Genomic DNA, 18281 nt, shown 5'->3' with positions numbered 1-18281 from the left:
CCGCGCGCGGCGGGGGTATGGCGATTGGTCCAGACCTAGTACCGTCGAGAGTTGTCATGTACGCCTAACCATCGCCCGGCGACGCGACGGCCCGGCGCGCACGGCCTCCCACACACCCCCCGTACGCACCCCGAGGAGACACCCGCAACGAACACCCCGAGGAGAGTCATGACCCCCACCGGAAGAGGCACCCGGACAGCACCGGGACTCTTACGAAGAGCGGCCGCAGCCCTGCACGGCAGGACCGCCGTGCTGCTCGCCGCCCTGCTGCTCCCCGCGGCCCTGCTCACCGCCCTCTCCGCGGCCCCGGCCATCGCCGCCGGCACCCTCACCGCGAGCTTCACCACCGAGGGCAGCGGTTCGTCCTGGCAGGGCAAGTACGTCGTCCGCAACAGCGGATCCGCCGCGTCCACCGACTGGACCATCGAGTTCGACCTGCCGCCGGGCGTCACCGTCAGCGGCCACACCCACGGCGAGGCGACCGTCTCGGGCAGCCACGTCACCGTGAAGAACGCGTACTACAACGGCCGCGTCCCGGCGGGCGGCAGCACCGAGCCGTACAGCTACCAGTTCACCGCGCGGGGCCCGATCGGCACGCCCACGGGCTGCACGGTCAACGGCGACAAATGCGACGGCACGCCGGACAAGCCCCCCACCGCGCCCGGCACCCCGACCGTCACCACCGCCACCTCCCGCACGATCTCCCTGACCTGGCCCCCGGCCGGCGCGGGCGACTACCCGGTCACGACGTACGAGGTCCTCAGCGGCACCGGCGTGGTCGCGACCTCCACGACGAACAGCGCGACCGTCACCGAGCTGACCCCCGCCACCCGCTACTCCTTCACCGTCCGGGCCAAGGACCGGCGCGGCAACACCAGCCCGCAGAGCCCGCCGGTCAGCGCGACGACCGTGGACCCGTCGACCGACCCGACCCCGCCGACCGCGCCCGGCAATCTGCGCGCCACCGGCAAGACCCAGGTCTCGGCGTCCCTGTCCTGGGAGAAGTCCACGGACAACGTGGCCGTGGCCGCGTACGACGTCTACCGCGGCAAGGACCTGGCGAAGACGCTCCCCGCGTCGGCGACCACCGCGACCGTCGAGGGCCTGACCCCCGCCACCGCCTACACCTTCACCGTCAAGGCGCGTGACACCGCCGACAACGCCTCGCCCGCCTCCAACGCCGTGAACGTCACCACGGACGACGCGGCAGGGCCCGGCAACCACCTCACGGTCGGCTACTTCGCCCAGTGGGGCATCTACGGCCGCCAGCACTTCGTGAAGAACCTGGACACCTCGGGCCACGCGGCCAAGCTCGACGTCATCAACTACGCCTTCGAGAACGTCGACCCGGTCAACCACACCTGCCTGGCCGGGGTCGTCAAGGGCGTCTCCGGCAACCCGCAGGACCCGGACGAGGGCACCGGCGCGGGCGACGCCGAGGCCGACTACGGCCGCGCCTTCTCCGCCGCGCAGTCGGTGGACGGGGTCGCGGACGACGGCTGGGGCAAGCTGCGCGGCAACTTCAACCAGCTCAAGAAGCTCAAGGCCAAGCACCCGCACCTGAAGGTCGTCGTGTCGCTCGGCGGCTGGACGTTCTCGAAGTTCTTCGCCGACGCGGCGGCCACGCCCGCGTCCCGGGAGAAGTTCGTGAAGTCCTGCGTCGACACCTGGATCAAGGGCAACCTGCCCGTCTACAACGGCGCGGGCGGCCCCGGCACCGGCGCCGGCGTCTTCGACGGCATCGACATCGACTGGGAGTGGCCGGGCTCGGAGGGCCACCCGGGCAACCACTTCAGCGCGGCCGACAAGGACAACCTGACCGCCCTGCTCGCCGAGTTCCGCAAGCAGCTCGACGCCACCGGCGGCAGCCACAAGCTCCTGACCGCGTTCACCCCCGCCGACCCGGCGAAGATCGAGGCGGGCTGGGACATCAAGAAGATCTTCGAGTGCCTGGACTTCGCCAACGTCCAGGGCTACGACTTCCACGGCGCGGGCAGCGACAACTCCTGGGAGCCCAAGCGCACCGGCCACCAGGCCAATCTGTACCGCGACGCCCAGGACCCCTACTCCTTCGACTTCAGCATGGAAAAGGCGATCAAGACCTATCTGGACGCCGGGGTGAACCCGCGCAAGCTCACCATCGGCTTCCCCTTCTACGGCCGCGGCTGGAAGGAGGTCGCCGACGGCGGCGCCAAGGGCGAGTGGCAGTCGGCGAACGGCGCGGCCCCCGGCCAGTTCCCGGAGGAGGCGGGCACCAGGGGCTACCACAACCTGATCAACAGCGTCCCGAACATGACCGTCCACCACGACGAGCAGTCCGTCTCCACCTACGGCTACACCGGCAACAACGGCCAGTGGTGGAGCTTCGACGACACCTGGTCGATCGGCAAGAAGACCGCGTGGATCAAGTCGAAGGGCCTGCTCGGCGGCATGGTCTGGGAGATGTCGGGCGACACCCCGACCGGCACCCTCATGACCGCCCTGGACAACGGTCTGAAGTGACCGCCCTCACACCGCATTGAAGTTCGTACCGCGAACTAATATTGTTCGCGGTACGAACTACATGCGCGGCGCACCCGCCGCGCACGACGGACACGGGGAGTGGACACCATGGGCAAGACGGTCGCGGTCATCGGCGGAGGCTACGGAGGATCGGCGGTCGCCAAGGCGCTCGACGAGGAGACCGACGTCGTCCTCATCGAACCGAAGGACGCCTTCGTGCACGCCGCGGGATCCCTGCGCGCGCTCGTGCGCCCGGAGTGGGCGGGCAACATCTTCTTCCCGTACGACGGGCTGCTGCGCCGCGGCCGGGTCGTGAGGGAGTACGCGGCATCCGTGGACGCGGGCGGTGTCACGCTGGCGTCCGGCGCCCGCGTCGAGGCCGACCACATCGTGCTCGCGACCGGCTCGGGCTACCCGTACCCGGCCAAGACCGACACCGACACCGCCGACGAGGCCCTGGGGCGGCTGCGCGCCACGCACGAGGAGCTGGCGGGCGCCGACCGGGTCCTCCTGGTGGGCGCGGGCCCGGTCGGCCTGGAGCTGGCGGGCGAGATCAAGGCCGTGTGGCCCGGCAAGCACGTGACCCTCGTCGACCCGGGCGCGGAGCTGCTCCCCGGCTTCGACCCCGCCCTGCGCGCCGATCTGCGCGGGCAACTGGACGGCCTGGGCGTGGAGCTGCGCCTTGCCACGCGCCTGACCGAGGAGCCGCCCGCCGAACCGGGCCGGGCGAAGACGTTCACGGTGGCAACGACCGGCGGCGAGGGTGCCGAGCTGACGGCGGACATCTGGTTCCGCTGCTACGGCGTGCGCGCCCACTCCGGCTACCTGAGCGACGGCCGCCTCACCACGCCCACCCCCGAGGGCCGGGTGCGGGTCACGGAGTCCCTCACCGTCGAGGGCCACGACCACGTCTACGCCCTGGGCGACCTGACGGACCTCCCCGAGGCGAAGATGGCGGGCCACGCCATGCAGCACGCGGACGTGGTGGCACGGAACATCCTGGCGCGGGTGCGCGGCGAGGAGCCCACCGCCACCTACCGCCCCTCCCCCGTCCCAGCGGTCCTGCTCCCCCTCGGCCCCTCAGGCGGCGTGGGCCAGCTCCCGTCGGACGACGGCACGGGCGCGAACGTGCTGCCCGCGCAGTCGGTGGCCGAGTACAAGGGCAGGACCCTGTTCACCGAGCGCTTCGCGGAGCTGTTCGGCACCGGGGCCTGACCGGAACCGTCCGGTCCCGCGACCCGGCCCGCAGACGGAGGCAGGCGGCGCGGCGGCCCCGCTCAGGCGGAGGCCGCCGCCACGCCGTCCTCGCCCGTGTCCCCGAAGACCACGGGCACCTCGTTGGTGAGCACGAGCCTGCCGAGCAGCCCGGCGAGCTGCGCCCGCTCGGCCTCGCTGAACCCGGCCGGCAGCTCGTCCATGCGTCGGCAGGTGGCGGCGTAGAACTCCTCCACGAGGGCGCTCCCCTCGGTGGTGAGCGCCACGCGGATGGCCCGCCCGTCGACCGGGTCGGGCTCGCGGCGCACGAGCCCGCGCCGCACGGTCCGGTCGACGAGCCCCGTGAGGCTCGACTTGGCGAGCCCCAGGACCGCGCCCAGCTCACTCATCCCGTACGGCTGCGCCATCAGCACGCAGAGCAGCTGGCCCTGCTGGGAGGTGATCCCGTACGCGCGGCTCGACTCGGCGTACACGGCGTTCACCAGGAACGCCCCCCGCACCAGCGCGGTGGCGACCCCCATGGGCTCATCGACGGCTTTCCCCATGACGCAAGCCTATGCGCCCCGGGAGGGGGTGGACCCGGGGGTGGACCTAGGGTGGGGCCGGTGGCCCCACCGTGCGGGAACCTGCCCCTGTACAGGCCGCTACGCGCGTAGATATGCTCCCCTCGTGACTATGCCGACGACGACATCACCCCCAGGGGCAGCCGGGGCGGCCGCGCCCGCCGGCACCCCCTTCGCCGACGTCACGACGTCGGCCGCCACGCTGCACCGCTTCCTGCACGGCCTGCCCGGCGTGGACGCGGTCGGCCTCGAAGCCCGCGCCGCCGCCCTCGGGACGCGGTCGATCAAGGCCTCGGCCAAGGCGTACGCCATCGACCTGGCCATCTCCATGATCGACCTGACGACCCTCGAGGGCGCCGACACCGCCGGCAAGGTCCGCGCGCTCGGCGCCAAGGCCGTCCACCCGGACCCGACGGACCGCTCGACGCCGCGCACCGCCGCCGTCTGCGTCTACCCGGACATGGTGGCCACCGCGAAGGAGGCCGTCGCGGGCACGGACGTGAAGGTCGCGTCGGTCGCGACCGCGTTCCCCGCGGGCCGCGCCGCCCTCGGCGTGAAGCTCGCGGACGTCCGCGACGCCGTCGCCGCGGGCGCCGACGAGATCGACATGGTCATCGACCGCGGCGCGTTCCTCTCCGGCGACTACCTGAAGGTGTACGAGGAGATCGTCGCCGTCAAGGAAGCCTGCGGGCAGGCCCGCCTGAAGGTCATCTTCGAGACCGGCGAGCTGTCGACGTACGACAACATCCGCCGCGCGAGCTGGCTCGGCATGATCGCGGGCGCGGACTTCATCAAGACCTCCACCGGCAAGGTCGGGGTCAACGCCACGCCCGCCAACACCCTGCTGATGCTGGAGGCCGTCCGCGACTTCCGCGCGCAGACCGGCGTGCAGATCGGCGTGAAGCCCGCGGGCGGCATCCGCACCTCGAAGGACGCCGTCAAGTTCCTGGTCCTGGTGAACGAGACCGCGGGCGCGGACTGGCTGGACAACCACTGGTTCCGCTTCGGCGCCTCCAGCCTGCTCAACGACCTGCTGATGCAGCGCCAGAAGCTGGCCACCGGACGTTACTCCGGCCCTGACTACGTGACGGTGGACTGATCACCATGGCATCTGTATTCGAGTACGCACCGGCCCCCGAGTCCCGCTCGGTCGTCGACATCGCCCCCTCCTACGGCCTGTTCATCGACGGCGAGTTCACCGACGCGGCCGACGGCAAGGTCTTCAAGACCCTCTCGCCGTCCACCGAAGAGGTCCTGTCCGAGGTCGCGCAGGCCGGCGAGGCGGACGTCGACCGCGCGGTGAAGGCCGCCCGCAAGGCCTTCGAGAAGTGGTCGGCGCTGCCCGGCGCGGAGCGCGCGAAGTACCTCTTCCGCATCGCCCGCGTCATCCAGGAGCGCAGCCGCGAGCTGGCCGTCCTGGAGACCCTCGACAACGGCAAGCCGATCAAGGAGACCCGCGACGCGGACCTCCCCCTGGTCGCCGCGCACTTCTTCTACTACGCGGGCTGGGCCGACAAGCTCGACCACGCCGGCTACGGCGCGAACCCCCGCCCGCTCGGCGTCGCGGGCCAGGTCATCCCCTGGAACTTCCCGCTCCTGATGCTGGCCTGGAAGATCGCCCCGGCCCTCGCGGCCGGCAACACGGTGGTCCTGAAGCCCGCCGAGACGACCCCCCTGTCCGCCCTGTTCTTCGCGGACATCTGCCGCCAGGCGGGCCTGCCCAAGGGCGTCGTCAACATCCTTCCCGGGTACGGCGACACGGGCGCGGCCCTCGTCGCGCACCCCGACGTGAACAAGGTCGCCTTCACCGGCTCCACGGCCGTCGGCAAGGAGATCGCCCGCACGGTCGCGGGCACGGACAAGAAGCTCACCCTGGAGCTGGGCGGCAAGGGCGCGAACATCGTCTTCGACGACGCCCCGATCGACCAGGCCGTCGAGGGCATCGTCACGGGCATCTTCTTCAACCAGGGCCAGGTCTGCTGCGCGGGCTCGCGCCTGCTCGTCCAGGAGTCGATCCAGGAAGAGCTGCTCGACAGCCTCAAGCGCAGGATCTCGACCCTCCGCCTGGGCGACCCGCTCGACAAGAACACCGACATCGGCGCGATCAACTCCGCCGAGCAGCTGGCCCGCGTCAGCGCGCTCGCCGACCAGGGCGAGGCGGAGGGCGCCGAGCGCTGGTCCCCGGCCTGCGAACTCCCCTCCTCGGGCTACTGGTTCGCCCCGACGCTCTTCACCGGCGTCACCCAGGCGCACACCATCGCCCGCGACGAGATCTTCGGCCCGGTCCTGTCCGTCCTCACCTTCCGCACGCCGGACGAGGCCGTCGCCAAGGCGAACAACACGCAGTACGGCCTGTCCGCGGGCATCTGGACGGAGAAGGGCTCGCGCATCCTCGCGGTCGCGAACAAGCTCCGCGCCGGGGTCGTCTGGGCCAACACGTTCAACAAGTTCGACCCGACCTCGCCCTTCGGCGGCTACAAGGAGTCGGGCTTCGGCCGCGAGGGCGGCCGCCACGGCCTGGAGGCATACCTCGATGTCTGACGCACGTCTCAGTGTCTTCAAGACCTACAAGCTGTACGTCGGGGGCAAGTTCCCCCGCTCCGAGAGCGGCCGGGTGTACGAAGTGACGGACTCGAAGGGCACCTGGCTGGCCAACGCCCCGCAGTCGTCCCGCAAGGACGCGCGGGACGCGGTCGTGGCGGCACGCAAGGCCTTCGGCGGCTGGTCGAACGCGACGGCGTACCTGCGCGGCCAGATCCTCTACCGCGTGGCCGAGATGCTCGAGGGCCGCCGCGAGCAGTTCGTGCGCGAGGTCGCCGACGCGGAGGGCCTGTCGAAGGCCAAGGCCGCCGCGGTGGTCGACGCGGCGATCGACCGCTGGGTCTGGTACGCGGGCTGGACCGACAAGATCGCCCAGATCGCGGGCGGGGCCAACCCGGTCGCGGGCCCGTTCCTCAACCTCTCGACCCCCGAGCCGACGGGTGTCGTCGCGGTGGTCGCGCCCCAGGAGTCGTCCTTCCTGGGCCTGGTGTCCGTGCTCGCCCCGGTGATCGCCACGGGCAACACGGCGGTCGTCATCGCCTCCGAGAAGGCCCCGCTGCCCGCCCTGTCCCTGGGCGAGGTGCTCGCCACGTCCGACGTCCCCGGCGGCGTGGTCAACATCCTCTCCGGCCGGACGGCGGAGCTGGCGGCCCCGCTGGCCGCCCACCAGGACGTGAACGCCATCGATCTGACGGGCACCACCGCGGACCTCGCGAAGGACCTGGAGGTCGCGGCGGCCGACAACCTGAAGCGCGTACGGCGTCCACAGGCTGTGGACAAGGACTTCACCGCGTCCCCTGGCACGGAGCGCCTCACCGCGTTCCTGGAGACCAAGACCGTCTGGCACCCCACGGGCTCGCTCGGCGCGTCCGGCTCGTCGTACTGACACCCCACGCCCCGCGAACGCCGGACGGACCTGTTCCCGGTCCGTCCGGCGTTCGCCGTCGAGGGGCGGCGACGGGGAGCCGTCACCCGGGCAGCAGCCCCGCCACCGTCCCCGTCACGGGCAGGTCGCCCAGCGCCCCGCCCTGCGTCAGCGGGCCCGTCGCCATCGCCGTGCTCACCGGCTGGAAGTCGGCTACCTGCGTGCCCACCCCGTTGTCGAGCGGATCCACGCCCGTCCCCGCGAGCGGGTCGAGCTTCAGCCGCTTCGCCGGCGCGAGCGCGGGACCCAGGGCGGCGGAGGCCGCCTGCACGTCCAGGCCTCCCAGACCACCGGCCTGCGAGGTGACGGGCGGCGGCACGGCCTCCGCGGCACTCGCCCCGGCCACGCCGACACCGAGGGCGGCCCCCGCCGCGGACACCGTGAGCCCCGCCCGCAGCAGCGCCCGCGCGGGGGCGGAGGACGAGGCCGACGCGGCGTTCCCCGCCGCGGATCGAAGGGGGTTTCGCGCCATCTGGACCATGTGGACCACCTAACGAACTCTCCGTGCGTAATCGTGCGCGCACGCAGCGTAGTCGCACAGGGACATTCCCACCAAAGCCCGCCCCGCCGGGGCCGCGTCCGGAGGGAATGCGACACACTGGTCTCTCGTGAGTTCCCATGTTCCGGAACTCACGCTCAAGAACTGCCTCTGACCTGCGAAAATACCCTTGAAGCCTCCAGATCCCGTGCACACATGTGCGCACGGAATATCGGGGGACCCAGGATCCGAAGATGTTACGCAGCGGCACATCGCTCCGGCGGTGGCACAAGGACCAGCGGCAGCAGAGGTGGCCTTCGCGGTGCACCGGAGCCCGGACGCGGCCGGTTCCGGGCTGTGCACGACAGACCGACCGCCGTGAGACTGTCGCCAACCCGTACGGGCCAACCGTCGCGTCCCGTACGCCCCTGGCACAGGCGGGAGGACACGTGAGTCACCGATCGCGCCGCGTCCTGGCAACGGGTGCCGTGCCGGCCGCCGCCACGAGCGCGGTGGTCACAGGAGCGCCGCCCGCGCAGGCGGCCACCACGGCACACTGCCCCACGTCCACAACCATCGTCATCCTGCCGACCGGGCAGGGGTACTGGTTTCCCATCCTGATGCTGTCCGCTGCCGCCTGCGGCTTCGTCGACAACGGCGCCCCCTACCGCTTCACCATCGACAAGGCGACAACAACCGTATACATCGCAGGGAATCCCTCGACGTACGTCGTCGAGAACCTCAAGACGGAGCACACACACGCAGTGGTACGAACTGCCGGTCTCCTCTATGCCTACGGCTGCCACCCCTGAGCGCTTTCCCGCACCGGGAGCGGCCCGGGAGCTGGGTGAGAGGCAGTTCACCCACCTCCCGCGGGGCTCGGCCGCACGCTGGAACGGAGGTCGACTTGTCGCACGGCCAGCGGTTCCCGGCTTCCTCGCCGAGCGGGTGTTGCTGAGTCTGGCCGACGGCTGGGTGGCTGTACGGCCGCCGTCACATTGCCTTGTTTCGCCAGTAGGCGAGGTCGCGTTGAAGGCCCGACAGGTGCAGGTCGTCTTCGCCCAGTGCTCGCGCCATGTGCTCCAGCAATTGTTCGGTCACGGCGGCGGCCCCGGCAGCATCCCCTGCTCGACCGCGGGCAGCAGCAAGGTTGTGCCAGACATCGATGATGCCGGGATGGAACTCTCCCAGAACCCGGATCTTGTCGGCCAGCAGGGAGGCGAAAGCCTCCGCGGCGCCCAAGTCGTCCCCCGCCTCCCCCTGGTACATGGCGTGGCTGTTACGGGTGTTGAAGGTGCTGGGGTGGTCCTGGCCCAACACCTGGATCTGATCGGCCAGCAGGGCGGAGAGGGCCTCCGCGGCCCCCGATGCGTCCCCTGCCTTCCCTTGGTAGAAGGCGAGGTCGTGCCGGGTGCTGAGGACGTCGGGATGGTCCGCACCCAGCACCCGGGTCCAGTCAGGCAGCATGGCGGAGAGGGCCTGCGCGGCTCCGGCCGCGTCCCCGGCCTCCGCCTGCCACTTGGCGAGACTGCGACGGCTACAGAGAGTGATGCGATGGTCCTCACCCAGGACCCGGATCGTGTCGGCCAGCAGGCTGGCCAAAGCCTCCGCAGCGCTCAAGGCGTCCCCCGCCTCCCCCTGGTAGATAGCAAGGTTATGCCGGGTGGCGAGGGTGTCGGGATGGTCCGCACCCTGCACGCGGGTCCGGTCGGACAGCAGGACGGAGAGGGCCTGCACGGCTCCGGCCGCGTCTCCCGCCCGCCCCCGCCAAGTAGCAAGGTGGTAACGAGTAGTGAGAGTGTTGGGATGATCCTCGCCCAGCACTCGCACCATGCGTCCCAGCAGGTCGGCGCAGACCGCTGCGGCGCCGGCCTCATCCCCTGTCTCCCCCCACCAGGTGGCGAACTCACCCTGGACAACAAGGGTGTGGGGATGGTCCCTGCCGCACACTCGCACCATGCGTCCGAACAGGTCAGAGAGGGCCTGTGCGGCTCCGTCCACATCTCCCGTCTTTCCTTGCCAGGTGGCAAGGGCACCTCGGACCGTGAGGGTGGTGGGGTGGTCAGGGCGGAGACGGCGGCCGAGAGTTTCGGCAAGGTGCTGGTAGTAATCACGGGCGGCGCCTACCTGGCCGGAATCGCCGAGGCTGTCGCCGTAGCGATGCAGCACCTCATGCGGGCGCGGCCGGTACAGGAAATCCTCGGCGCATTGAGCGAGAGAGGCGGTGTTGGCACGCAGGGCCTGGGCGAGGCCGGTGTCGCATTCGGCCTCGGACCAGGCGGCCAGCAGGGCGTCGGCGGCGACACGCGCGGTCCGGTGCTGCCGACGGCGGGTGAGGGTGTCGCGGGTGGCTCGCTGGATGAGCTGATGAACGCGGACGGCCTGGTGCGGGATGGTAGGGGTGTGGTCGACGAGGCTGAGGCGGTGCAGGGCCCGCAGGGCGCCGATCGCTTCCTCAAAGTGGACAGGAGTGGAAGCCCACCTCACCACCGGCCACCGCTTCCAGCGCCGTGATCGTCCAGGGCCAGTGCGGTGTTTGGCGAGGTAGGCAAGCGTCGGTGCGCTGGTCAGGACATCCTGGGGAATGCCGTTGGCGTCGAGCAGGGATGCCAGCTGGAGCATGGGGCGGGCCAGGCCGACAGGGCGCAGGGTGTCGGCGCGCTCGATAGACAGGGACCAGGCCGCGGCCAGCGGCAGGGCCTGGTCGTCGGGCAGGACGTCGGGGGCGAGCGCGGCGAGGGTGGTGGTGCGATCGGCGAGCAGAGCGCGGTACCCGGCCACGGATTCGGCGGTGTCGATGAGGTAGGCGGCGGCCTGGGCGAGGGCCAGGGGCAGACGGCCGAGGTCGTCGGCCAGCGCGCTCAGCTGGTTGGCGGGTTCGTCGTGTTCGGTCAGGGCGGTGGTGAGATAGGTGAAGGCCTCGTCGTCGGTGAACAGGCCGACCTGGATGGTGTGGCGGCCGTCGGCGGCCAGAGCAGCGTCCCGGCGGCGGGTGGTGACCAGAGTGCGGCCGTGAGGGCTGGTCGGCGGCCACAGGCCTTTGAGGTCGTCGGGGTCGGCGACGTCGTCCAAGACGATCAGCCACCGGCACGGCTTCGCCGCGGCCTTGGGGGTGAGCCAGGTGAGGAAGGACCGGGCGGCCTGTTCCGGGTCATTGGGGTCGGCCCGGCACAGCTCGATCCCGGCCTGGGCGTAGCGGGTCACGAGGGAGGAGCGGTCGCTCGCGGCGATCCACACCAGGACATCCAGGCGGCCCGTGGCGCTGGTGTCGCTCCAGGCGGCGCGAGCGTAGTCGGCGGCGAGCTGGGTCTTGCCGACCCCTCCCATGCCCGTCAGCAACTGGGTGAGGACCGTGGTGCCGCCTCCGTCGGCCGTGGCGCGCAGACGGTGGGACTCAACGCGGTGCTGGAAGGACCCCGCGGCGGGCGGGATGACACCGACCTGGTGCGGCCAGGGCGCCGGTTCCTGGGGCGGGCGCTGCTGCACCGTCAGGCTGTGGACGTAACCGGTGATGGCCGTTGCGCCGCCGGTGGCGGTCGCGTCCCCGGTACGGGACACGCGGACCGGGCCCAGGATCCCTTGGCCGGTTCCCGGGGCCGGGCTGCGGTAACCGGTCACAGCCGACCCGCCGCCCAAGGCCGTGGCGTGGCCGGTGTCCGCCGCGGTCACCGGCGGCTCGGGCTCCTCGCCCTGCGGCGTACGCGACGTTCCTCTCGCCATGGGCCCGAGCCCCTAGTTCGTGTAGTCGATGCCGGAAACGGAGTTCTCGCCGCTGGCCTCTCCCGTCCGCTGGGCGGTCGCCCGCCCGCGCCCCCGGCCGCCGGGCCGCTTGATGCCGCTGACGCCCCCACGGTGGGCCTTCCCTGTCCGAACGGCCCGGTCCGTCGGCCCGGCAGGCGGCGGGTGCTGGAACACAGCCCAGAGCAGGGCCACGATACCGACCGCGCCCTGAATGGAGGCCCCGGCCAGCTCCCCCGCACCCGGGCTGTTGAGCAGCCAGACCAACGGCGTCGAAACGATGCCCACCGCCGCCAGCACCATGACCGCGATCCTCCACCCCCGCGTCATGCCAACCCCCTGCACACGTCTCTGACGGGCCGCCAGACCAGCATCCCGCCACTTCGTACGGGCTCGCCACCTCGCCGTCAGCGCATACGCCACCAGCGGTATCCGATCCAGCACAACGCACGTAGGGCAGACTCCGAACTCCTCCTGCAGCACAGCGAGTGTGCCGATCGACTCCTAGATCGAGGGGAGCACCTCGTGCGGAGTAGCCGACATTCCATGGATCTCAGTGAATCCAGCGAGATAGGGGACGCCGCGACCGGCTCATCAACGAGTTGGCCCCGCAGCGCAGCAAACTGCCCATCACGAGCCTGTCCAGGCCACCCCCACGGTCAGCGTCCGCCAGATGCCCACCACCCTGCGGACGCCGCGGGGCCGGCGGCACCACCCGCTGGAACAACCCCCACAGGACTTCCGGCGCCAACCGTTCGACAAGCGCAGCAGTCATCAACCCAGACTGCTGCAAGATCACACCAACTGAAATGGCGTCTAGCCGGTACATCGTCATCCTCGCGGACCGGGCCTACCAGGGCGCCGGCTCAACCGTCCGCACGCCGTACTACCGCCACCGCGAACAACCCCACCACTACCAGCAGTTCAACCGATACCACGCTCGCCTCCGCGCCCCGGCGAACGCGCCTTCGCCTAGTTGAAAACCTGGCGAATCCTGCGACGAACCCGATGTTCCACCCGCCGCATCGGCACCACCGTCCAAGCTATCCACACGCTGATGACCTGCGACTATTCAGGATGAAAGAGGCTCAGTGGCCGTCGATACAGCACTCCAGCGGACGTGACCCGCCCCTTGATCTCTGTTGGTCGTGAGGGAATCTCCCCACACAGAGGAATGAGCCATTCCTTGTCCGGATCCGGCCTGCAACGACCAGAGTCGATCAGGCTTCGCAGTCGAGTAGATAGAATTGACGCTGACCAGTCGTGCTGAATTCACAGGGGGTATGGGCATGAATCGTGCCCGAGCGAGACACATGGCTGCAGCAACCGCCATGGTTACGTTGGGCGGCCTGTTAGGGGCGGCTCCTGTCGCGGCTCAAGAAGGGTCTGCCTCAGGTGCCCTTTCCGCCAGTCAGGTTGATAACCTGTCACGCCTGACAGAGACCTACTTGCAGACGCGCGCCAGCATGGTGACAGCCCATCCGCCTACTCTTCGAGCGGCACGCGTGGCTGCCACCTCTCCCATGGCTAACCGGCTTGAAAGCGAGTTCGATCAGCTCACCGCCAAGGGGAAGACGTACAAAGAAGTGGACGGCGGTTACACCAAGGCCGTTGTCGACGTCACCGTTACGGATACGTCGCTGAACGGGAACACTGCGACTCTCCAGATCACCGAAGACACCCGTCTCTACATGCCGTTTACGGCTGAAGAGATCGCTGAAGGGGCTCCCGAATACGAGGAGATGTCACTTCCTCATAAGGTGACCTTCACGCAGAGCGCTGACGGTGCGTGGTTGCTCGCCTCGGACAAGGCGGACACAGGAAACGGCCCCACGCCCAGTACGCAAGTGTCGGAGCCTACAACGGGTGACGACGCGGCGGACGAGGCCGGCGGCGTCCCCGAAGAAGATGAGGGCGACAAGGAGGCGCCGGCTTCCACGGACGAGCTGCCCGGTGGAGATGCTGGGGACGGAAAGCCTAATAACGTCGATGACAGTGAACAGGCGCTGTTCGGGTACAACTACAGCGCAATGGTGAAGTATGCCAACAAGCACTGGAAGAACCACAACGGTCATTTTCGCACCTATGGAAATGACTGCACCAACTTCATCTCCCAAGCAATGGATGCTGGCGGCTGGGGCGCCAAGGGCGGATCATTGCTCCAGCGCCGGAGCAACAAATACTGGTTCTACGGTCCGTTCAAGTTCACGACCAGCTACACGTGGGCTGGCGCCGAGAACTGGTATTGGTTCGCGATTAAGCATTCCAAGCGGACCAAATTCCGCAACAACGTCTACAAGCTCGTCAGTTCCGACGTGCTCCAGGTTGACTTCGACCGCAATAACAACGTCAATCACACGATGATTGTCACCAAGAAGTACCGTGGGACTCCGTACCTGACGTATCACACCAGTGACACGCACAACAAGAGCTTCAAGAAGATACTGGCCGACCATCCGAGGGCATGGTGGTACCCGCACCGCACCTGACATCATGTGCGCACCGCAGACCGCCTAAAGGGGGAGCAGCCGTATGTACCGGCGATACTTCGTGGCCGCAGCTTTGGTGGCGGTAGGGCTCTTGTCCGGGTGCAGCTCCGACGACGAAGAACCCGCTCGTTCCGATGGCTCGCGTAGCACTCAGGTCGACGACGCACGTCGAGCTCGGAGCGCTGTCGAGTCCTATGTGAAGGCACTGAACTCTCGTGACGCTGATGGGCTGATCAAGGTCGGCGGAGTTCCTGACGACTCCCGTTCTCGGCGCGAAGCTCGCCAGATCCTTGCCGACAAGGGAGGCCGGGGCCTGTCCATCAAGGATGTTCAGGTCGACTTCGACATGGGATCGAAAGTCGGGTCCGCGAAGCTCATGGCAAAGGACAAGTCCGGCAAGGACATGCGTGACACCTTTACGGTGATGCGCGAGGACAGCACGTGGCAACTCGTCGTCTTCACCGACCGGCCGGGGTCGTCCGGCAAGCAGACAGCGTCAACCGAGACGCCAAGCCGTTGAGCTGAGGGCGCGTCACGGCAAGTTAAACAGGGCAGGGAGCATGTCCGCTCCCTGCCCTGAACTCTGGCGGTCAGCCCAGCGGGTTCGGCTTGATCGTGATGCGGTCCGTGTCGAAGTGAGACTGCCGCCAGCCCGTACGGGCCAACCGCCGCGCCCCGCTTCCGGGCTGCCTCCCTGCCGGAGCGGACCACCGAGGCACCGCGCCAGCGCACCTGTACGGGTATCAGCTCGCCTATGACGTGATCCCCTGCCTGGGCTGGGGAACTGACAGCCCGACGGCCTGCCACACCGGCGACAACCACTCCTGTCAGCAGCCCGAACACCTGCGGCTCTCCGAGGGGCGGCCGGACGTGCGCGCGACATCGCCGCCGCAATACGCGCGAGGCTCGCGCTCCGGGAGTCCGACGTTGAGATCACCCGCCGGATCAGGGCGGCCGCAGCTGCGGGCAGGCCCCTGAGCCTGTGGTGACAGCCCTCCCTCCTCACACAACCGCGATTGGAGCGCGAACACCGTGCTGCAGGTCGGTGTTCAGGTGGTCGCTGCTATTGGTGGCTCGTCAGGATGACGCCGCGGTAACTGCCGGATTTACTACGGCGGGGCCCCTACCGTGGTCATCGCGACCTGCTGCGGACTCTCCGGCCGCCGTAGGCGAGGTGCACGCACTTGCTGCGACAGTGCCAGACGAGCGGGACGGGCGTGACGATCGAACCAGTGGCCAGACGCGAGAGCGGGGGCGCGCTCCGCCTGCCGCGCGCCCAGGTCGTGCCACTGTCCGTCCCGCCCGCGTCGTACACCGCGGTGGTCGAGCGGTACCCCACCGGCGCGGTCATCGCGCAGTCCTCCGCGCGGATCTACCGGATCTCGCTGACGACATGGGGATGGATGCTCGCCGGTGAGGCGGCACCGACCGGCCCGTCCCGCCGGACCGCGAAGCCGCCCGTCTTCCCCGTCGCCGCGATCGACGACCCGGCGCTTCCGGAAGTGCTGGCCGAACTGGCGGCGGCACGGGCTGACGAGAGGGACGCCGACACCGTCAACCGCGAGCTTTCCATTGGGGAGTCGCAGCGCGCGACACCGATCGCCAGGACTACGGTGGCCCGGCCATCGTGCCCACCTTGTGACAGCTGCTCCACCTCGCGCGAAACGCCATGCACCACCAGGTAGCGGGGCAGGAGGGCGAGAACATCACGTACCCGGAGGCGACGGCGGGGATCGGGATCTAGGAGTCCAAGGCCGCGTCCCTCAGGCGACGCCGTGACCGGGACGCAGCAGTCGACGCGGAAGTACTGCGGCGTACGTGCGACCGGTGAGGGTGAGCTGTGCCGTACGAACAACGGTCGCATCTCCGAGAAGCCTCACGTCGGCCGTCTGCGGGAGGCCGAGGAAGTGGTCGACGCCCGGCTCGGTGCCCTTTGGCGACCATCCGGGCGCCGTGTCGGATGCCCGATAGAGATCTCCCCGCAGGAAGCGCGACGGCCCGCTCCTCGCCAGGGGCGGGCCGTGTGATGCCGTAGCTCGCGACGGGCCGCTGGATAGTCCTCGGTGAGCTTTGGGGAAGCAACGCTCAGAAGATCCGACGGATGCACTCATTCGCTGTGCAGTGCCGGAGCCCAGGGACGAACATGTCCCCATGCCCGAGGCGATGTGGATCAAGTTGATTGGCACACTGCCCAGTTTCTTCTGGGCGACCTTCGCCACCATCGTCTATCTGACGTTACGAGGGACGATCATCCAGAAATTGGTCCCGAGGGTCACTGCACTGCGGGCTCTCGGAATCGAGGTGGAGATGGCCGGTCAACTACTCGACGAAGCTGCCGAGGACAGCGATACCCCCGTGACTCCTAGTGCGAAGCGTGGAGTCCTGAACAGACTTGACCACGCGGCTGCCACATTGAAGGACGGCAGGATCCTCTGGATTGACGACCACCCCGAGAACAACAGTGCCTTGATCAGTCTCTTCCGCTCCCTGGACATGGTCGTAGACACGGCTCGTTCGACCAGAGAGGGGCTGGCCTCGCTGCGCCGTGGCTCCTACGACATCCTCCTCAGCGACATAGATCGTGACGGAGACCCTCAGGCGGGGATCCACATGCTGCGCGAGTTGGAGAGGAGGGAGATCGATCTCCCCGTCGTGGTGCACTCGGTGAACTTCAACTCTGAACTCGGAGTGGATCGTCGCATCTTTGCTGCAACCCATCGTCCAGTTGAAATTGTGCACTACGTAATCGATCTGATGGAACGAGTCAGGTTCGGGTCACCGGAGTTCTGAGGTCGGTAGAGCAACTTTACGCCGCAACTACTGCTGAACGTGACCCCACCGAGCCCTGCCCCCCCGGCAGGGTGAGCGGTTCAGTGAGGTGAGGATCATTCCCGCTTGCTTGGGTGTACCTGCTGCTTGGACGCAGCAGGCAAGGTCGAATACGTCCAGAGCAACAGCCCACTTGTAGCGACCCATAGCTTCTCCGCTACCTCGCGCACTTCGCCCACCAACATATTCTGCGACTGGCCCGACTTCCGGTGCCGCGAGTACAGGGCTGCGATCTGCTGAGGTCGCTCACCAGCAACGCTAAACTAATCAATCGCCAGGATGCTGCGAACGAGGAGATTCCGACGTTCTATCTGACGGTTGATCTCGTCGAGGAAGTCCGTCGCCTTCATCTTGTGCTGCTCGTCAAGGTCCAGGTGTACGGAGACGATCACCTTTTTATCGCCCGGCGGAATAAACCTCCTGCCGCCTCAGCTACAGGCGACTTTCCTCGGCTCCAGGAGAGGGCGCGAGCGAACATCGCAGCCAGATACTCGCCCTCATTGGCACACCTCATCAGGCGCTCTCGCGGCTCGGGGTGCAGCCGGGCTGTCCTCGCTGCCCTCGAGCGTGTATCCGCCAGAGAAGCCGCAAGAGCAGCGGCGGCGTCGCAGCCCGTGGCCGCTGAGACGCTGGATGTAACACCCCGGCCACTCAGCGTCTGGCGCACGCGCAGAACGACGGGGGGAGTGCCCTTCGTCACGGCCACGTCCTCGTGTCCCACGACGCCGAAGGACGCGTAAGCGCGCTCGTGGCGGAGGCGCCAGCATCCCTAGCGGGCAGAGCCGATTCATGTCACCGTCACCCAGATGGGGATAATGCCTCGCGGGCGCCACTAGAAGCCGTGCCATCAGGGCTTGGGACGGCAGTGACCCGAGACCACCGACTGCTGCTCCTGCTGGCTTCGTGGGGGGGGGGGGGGGGGGGGGGGAGAGCCAAAAAAAAAAAAAAAAAAAAAAAACCAACCCAAACCGAACAAACCAAAAAAACCCACCACCTCCGGC

General features: G+C 68.7%; 14 protein-coding genes and 2 pseudogenes. 11 read left to right on the top strand and 5 right to left on the bottom strand.

Going from position 1 to position 18281, the window contains the following annotated elements:
- Nucleotides 1-168 precede the first annotated feature (168 nt).
- Nucleotides 169-2502 carry a glycosyl hydrolase family 18 protein gene (locus AC07GB_RS33315; protein ID WP_478852077.1) on the top strand — a complete coding sequence of 778 codons (2334 nt, stop codon included), beginning with the start codon at nucleotides 169-171 and terminating at the stop codon, nucleotides 2500-2502.
- Between the two features lie 108 nt (nucleotides 2503-2610).
- The gene (locus AC07GB_RS33310) at nucleotides 2611-3717 is read left to right on the top strand and encodes an NAD(P)/FAD-dependent oxidoreductase (RefSeq protein ID WP_478852075.1); all 1107 of its coding nucleotides are present in this window, start codon (nucleotides 2611-2613) and stop codon (nucleotides 3715-3717) included.
- 62 nt (nucleotides 3718-3779) lie between these two features.
- Here AC07GB_RS33310 and AC07GB_RS33305 read toward each other — a convergent pair whose 3' ends face one another.
- Nucleotides 3780-4238 (bottom strand): MarR family winged helix-turn-helix transcriptional regulator, encoded by a 459-nt coding sequence (locus AC07GB_RS33305; RefSeq protein WP_478852192.1) that lies wholly within the window; start codon nucleotides 4236-4238, stop codon nucleotides 3780-3782.
- Between the two features lie 148 nt (nucleotides 4239-4386).
- On the opposite strand from AC07GB_RS33305, the gene deoC reads away from it, so the two are divergent.
- From deoC to AC07GB_RS33290, 3 genes are read left to right on the top strand one after another with little or no spacing between them, the layout of a single operon-like run.
- Nucleotides 4387-5379 (top strand): deoxyribose-phosphate aldolase, encoded by a 993-nt coding sequence (gene deoC / locus AC07GB_RS33300; RefSeq protein WP_478852073.1) that lies wholly within the window; start codon nucleotides 4387-4389, stop codon nucleotides 5377-5379.
- Nucleotides 5380-5384: 5 nt separating this feature from the next.
- Complete coding sequence (locus AC07GB_RS33295; protein ID WP_478852071.1) at nucleotides 5385-6821, top strand: aldehyde dehydrogenase family protein; 1437 nt, start codon at nucleotides 5385-5387, stop codon at nucleotides 6819-6821.
- A complete protein-coding gene (locus AC07GB_RS33290; protein WP_478852069.1) occupies nucleotides 6814-7707 on the top strand; it encodes an aldehyde dehydrogenase family protein in 894 nt (297 codons plus the stop codon). Before AC07GB_RS33295 ends, AC07GB_RS33290 begins: the two co-directional genes overlap by 8 nt.
- A gap of 82 nt (nucleotides 7708-7789) precedes the next feature.
- Here the strand turns inward: AC07GB_RS33290 and AC07GB_RS33285 are convergent, their stop codons facing one another.
- Nucleotides 7790-8218 (bottom strand): hypothetical protein, encoded by a 429-nt coding sequence (locus AC07GB_RS33285; RefSeq protein ID WP_478852067.1) that lies wholly within the window; start codon nucleotides 8216-8218, stop codon nucleotides 7790-7792.
- 455 nt (nucleotides 8219-8673) lie between these two features.
- Between AC07GB_RS33285 and AC07GB_RS33280 the strand changes: the two genes are divergently transcribed.
- A complete protein-coding gene (locus tag AC07GB_RS33280; protein WP_478852066.1) occupies nucleotides 8674-9036 on the top strand; it encodes a hypothetical protein in 363 nt (120 codons plus the stop codon).
- A gap of 181 nt (nucleotides 9037-9217) precedes the next feature.
- Here AC07GB_RS33280 and AC07GB_RS33275 read toward each other — a convergent pair whose 3' ends face one another.
- The 3 genes and pseudogenes from AC07GB_RS33275 to AC07GB_RS33265 form a co-directional block, all read right to left on the bottom strand.
- Nucleotides 9218-11893, bottom strand: a complete 2676-nt coding sequence (locus AC07GB_RS33275) for an NB-ARC domain-containing protein (RefSeq protein ID WP_478852064.1) — start codon at nucleotides 11891-11893, stop codon at nucleotides 9218-9220.
- Nucleotides 11894-11956: 63 nt separating this feature from the next.
- Nucleotides 11957-12265, bottom strand: a complete 309-nt coding sequence (locus AC07GB_RS33270; RefSeq protein WP_478852062.1) for a hypothetical protein — start codon at nucleotides 12263-12265, stop codon at nucleotides 11957-11959.
- Nucleotides 12266-12617: 352 nt separating this feature from the next.
- A pseudogene (locus tag AC07GB_RS33265) lies at nucleotides 12618-12737 on the bottom strand (IS5/IS1182 family transposase); the annotation flags it as partial.
- A gap of 52 nt (nucleotides 12738-12789) precedes the next feature.
- Here AC07GB_RS33265 and AC07GB_RS33260 point away from each other — a divergent pair.
- From AC07GB_RS33260 to AC07GB_RS33240, 5 genes and pseudogenes are all read left to right on the top strand, one after another.
- Nucleotides 12790-13043, top strand: a pseudogene (locus AC07GB_RS33260) (transposase family protein); the annotation flags it as partial.
- Nucleotides 13044-13275: 232 nt separating this feature from the next.
- Nucleotides 13276-14451, top strand: coding sequence for an amidase domain-containing protein (locus AC07GB_RS33255; RefSeq protein ID WP_478852060.1), 1176 nt, complete (start codon nucleotides 13276-13278; stop codon nucleotides 14449-14451).
- Nucleotides 14452-14647: 196 nt separating this feature from the next.
- A complete protein-coding gene (locus AC07GB_RS33250) occupies nucleotides 14648-14971 on the top strand; it encodes a hypothetical protein (RefSeq protein ID WP_478852058.1) in 324 nt (107 codons plus the stop codon).
- A gap of 712 nt (nucleotides 14972-15683) precedes the next feature.
- Complete coding sequence (locus tag AC07GB_RS33245) at nucleotides 15684-16136, top strand: hypothetical protein (protein ID WP_478852056.1); 453 nt, start codon at nucleotides 15684-15686, stop codon at nucleotides 16134-16136.
- Nucleotides 16137-16602: 466 nt separating this feature from the next.
- The gene (locus AC07GB_RS33240; RefSeq protein ID WP_478852054.1) at nucleotides 16603-17241 is read left to right on the top strand and encodes a response regulator; all 639 of its coding nucleotides are present in this window, start codon (nucleotides 16603-16605) and stop codon (nucleotides 17239-17241) included.
- Nucleotides 17242-18281 lie beyond the last annotated feature (1040 nt).

This window comes from Streptomyces sp. NPDC045778 (genome assembly GCF_056431945.1).
The sequence above is the reverse complement of the archived record's forward strand: the minus strand, read 5'-3'. Positions and strand labels throughout refer to the sequence as shown.

Excerpts from the sequence above, each read along its gene's own strand:
- AC07GB_RS33315 (WP_478852077.1), top strand. The coding sequence starts at position 169 with ATGACCCCCACCGGAAGAGGCACCCGGACAGCACCGGGACTCTTACGA.
- AC07GB_RS33240 (WP_478852054.1), top strand. The coding sequence starts at position 16,603 with ATGCCCGAGGCGATGTGGATCAAGTTGATTGGCACACTGCCCAGTTTC.
- AC07GB_RS33255 (WP_478852060.1), top strand. The coding sequence starts at position 13,276 with ATGGCTGCAGCAACCGCCATGGTTACGTTGGGCGGCCTGTTAGGGGCG.
- AC07GB_RS33285 (WP_478852067.1), bottom strand. The coding sequence starts at position 8,218 with ATGGCGCGAAACCCCCTTCGATCCGCGGCGGGGAACGCCGCGTCGGCC.
- AC07GB_RS33290 (WP_478852069.1), top strand. The coding sequence starts at position 6,814 with ATGTCTGACGCACGTCTCAGTGTCTTCAAGACCTACAAGCTGTACGTC.
- AC07GB_RS33270 (WP_478852062.1), bottom strand. The coding sequence starts at position 12,265 with ATGGTGCTGGCGGCGGTGGGCATCGTTTCGACGCCGTTGGTCTGGCTG.
- AC07GB_RS33310 (WP_478852075.1), top strand. The coding sequence starts at position 2,611 with ATGGGCAAGACGGTCGCGGTCATCGGCGGAGGCTACGGAGGATCGGCG.
- AC07GB_RS33295 (WP_478852071.1), top strand. The coding sequence starts at position 5,385 with ATGGCATCTGTATTCGAGTACGCACCGGCCCCCGAGTCCCGCTCGGTC.
- AC07GB_RS33305 (WP_478852192.1), bottom strand. The coding sequence starts at position 4,238 with ATGGGGGTCGCCACCGCGCTGGTGCGGGGGGCGTTCCTGGTGAACGCC.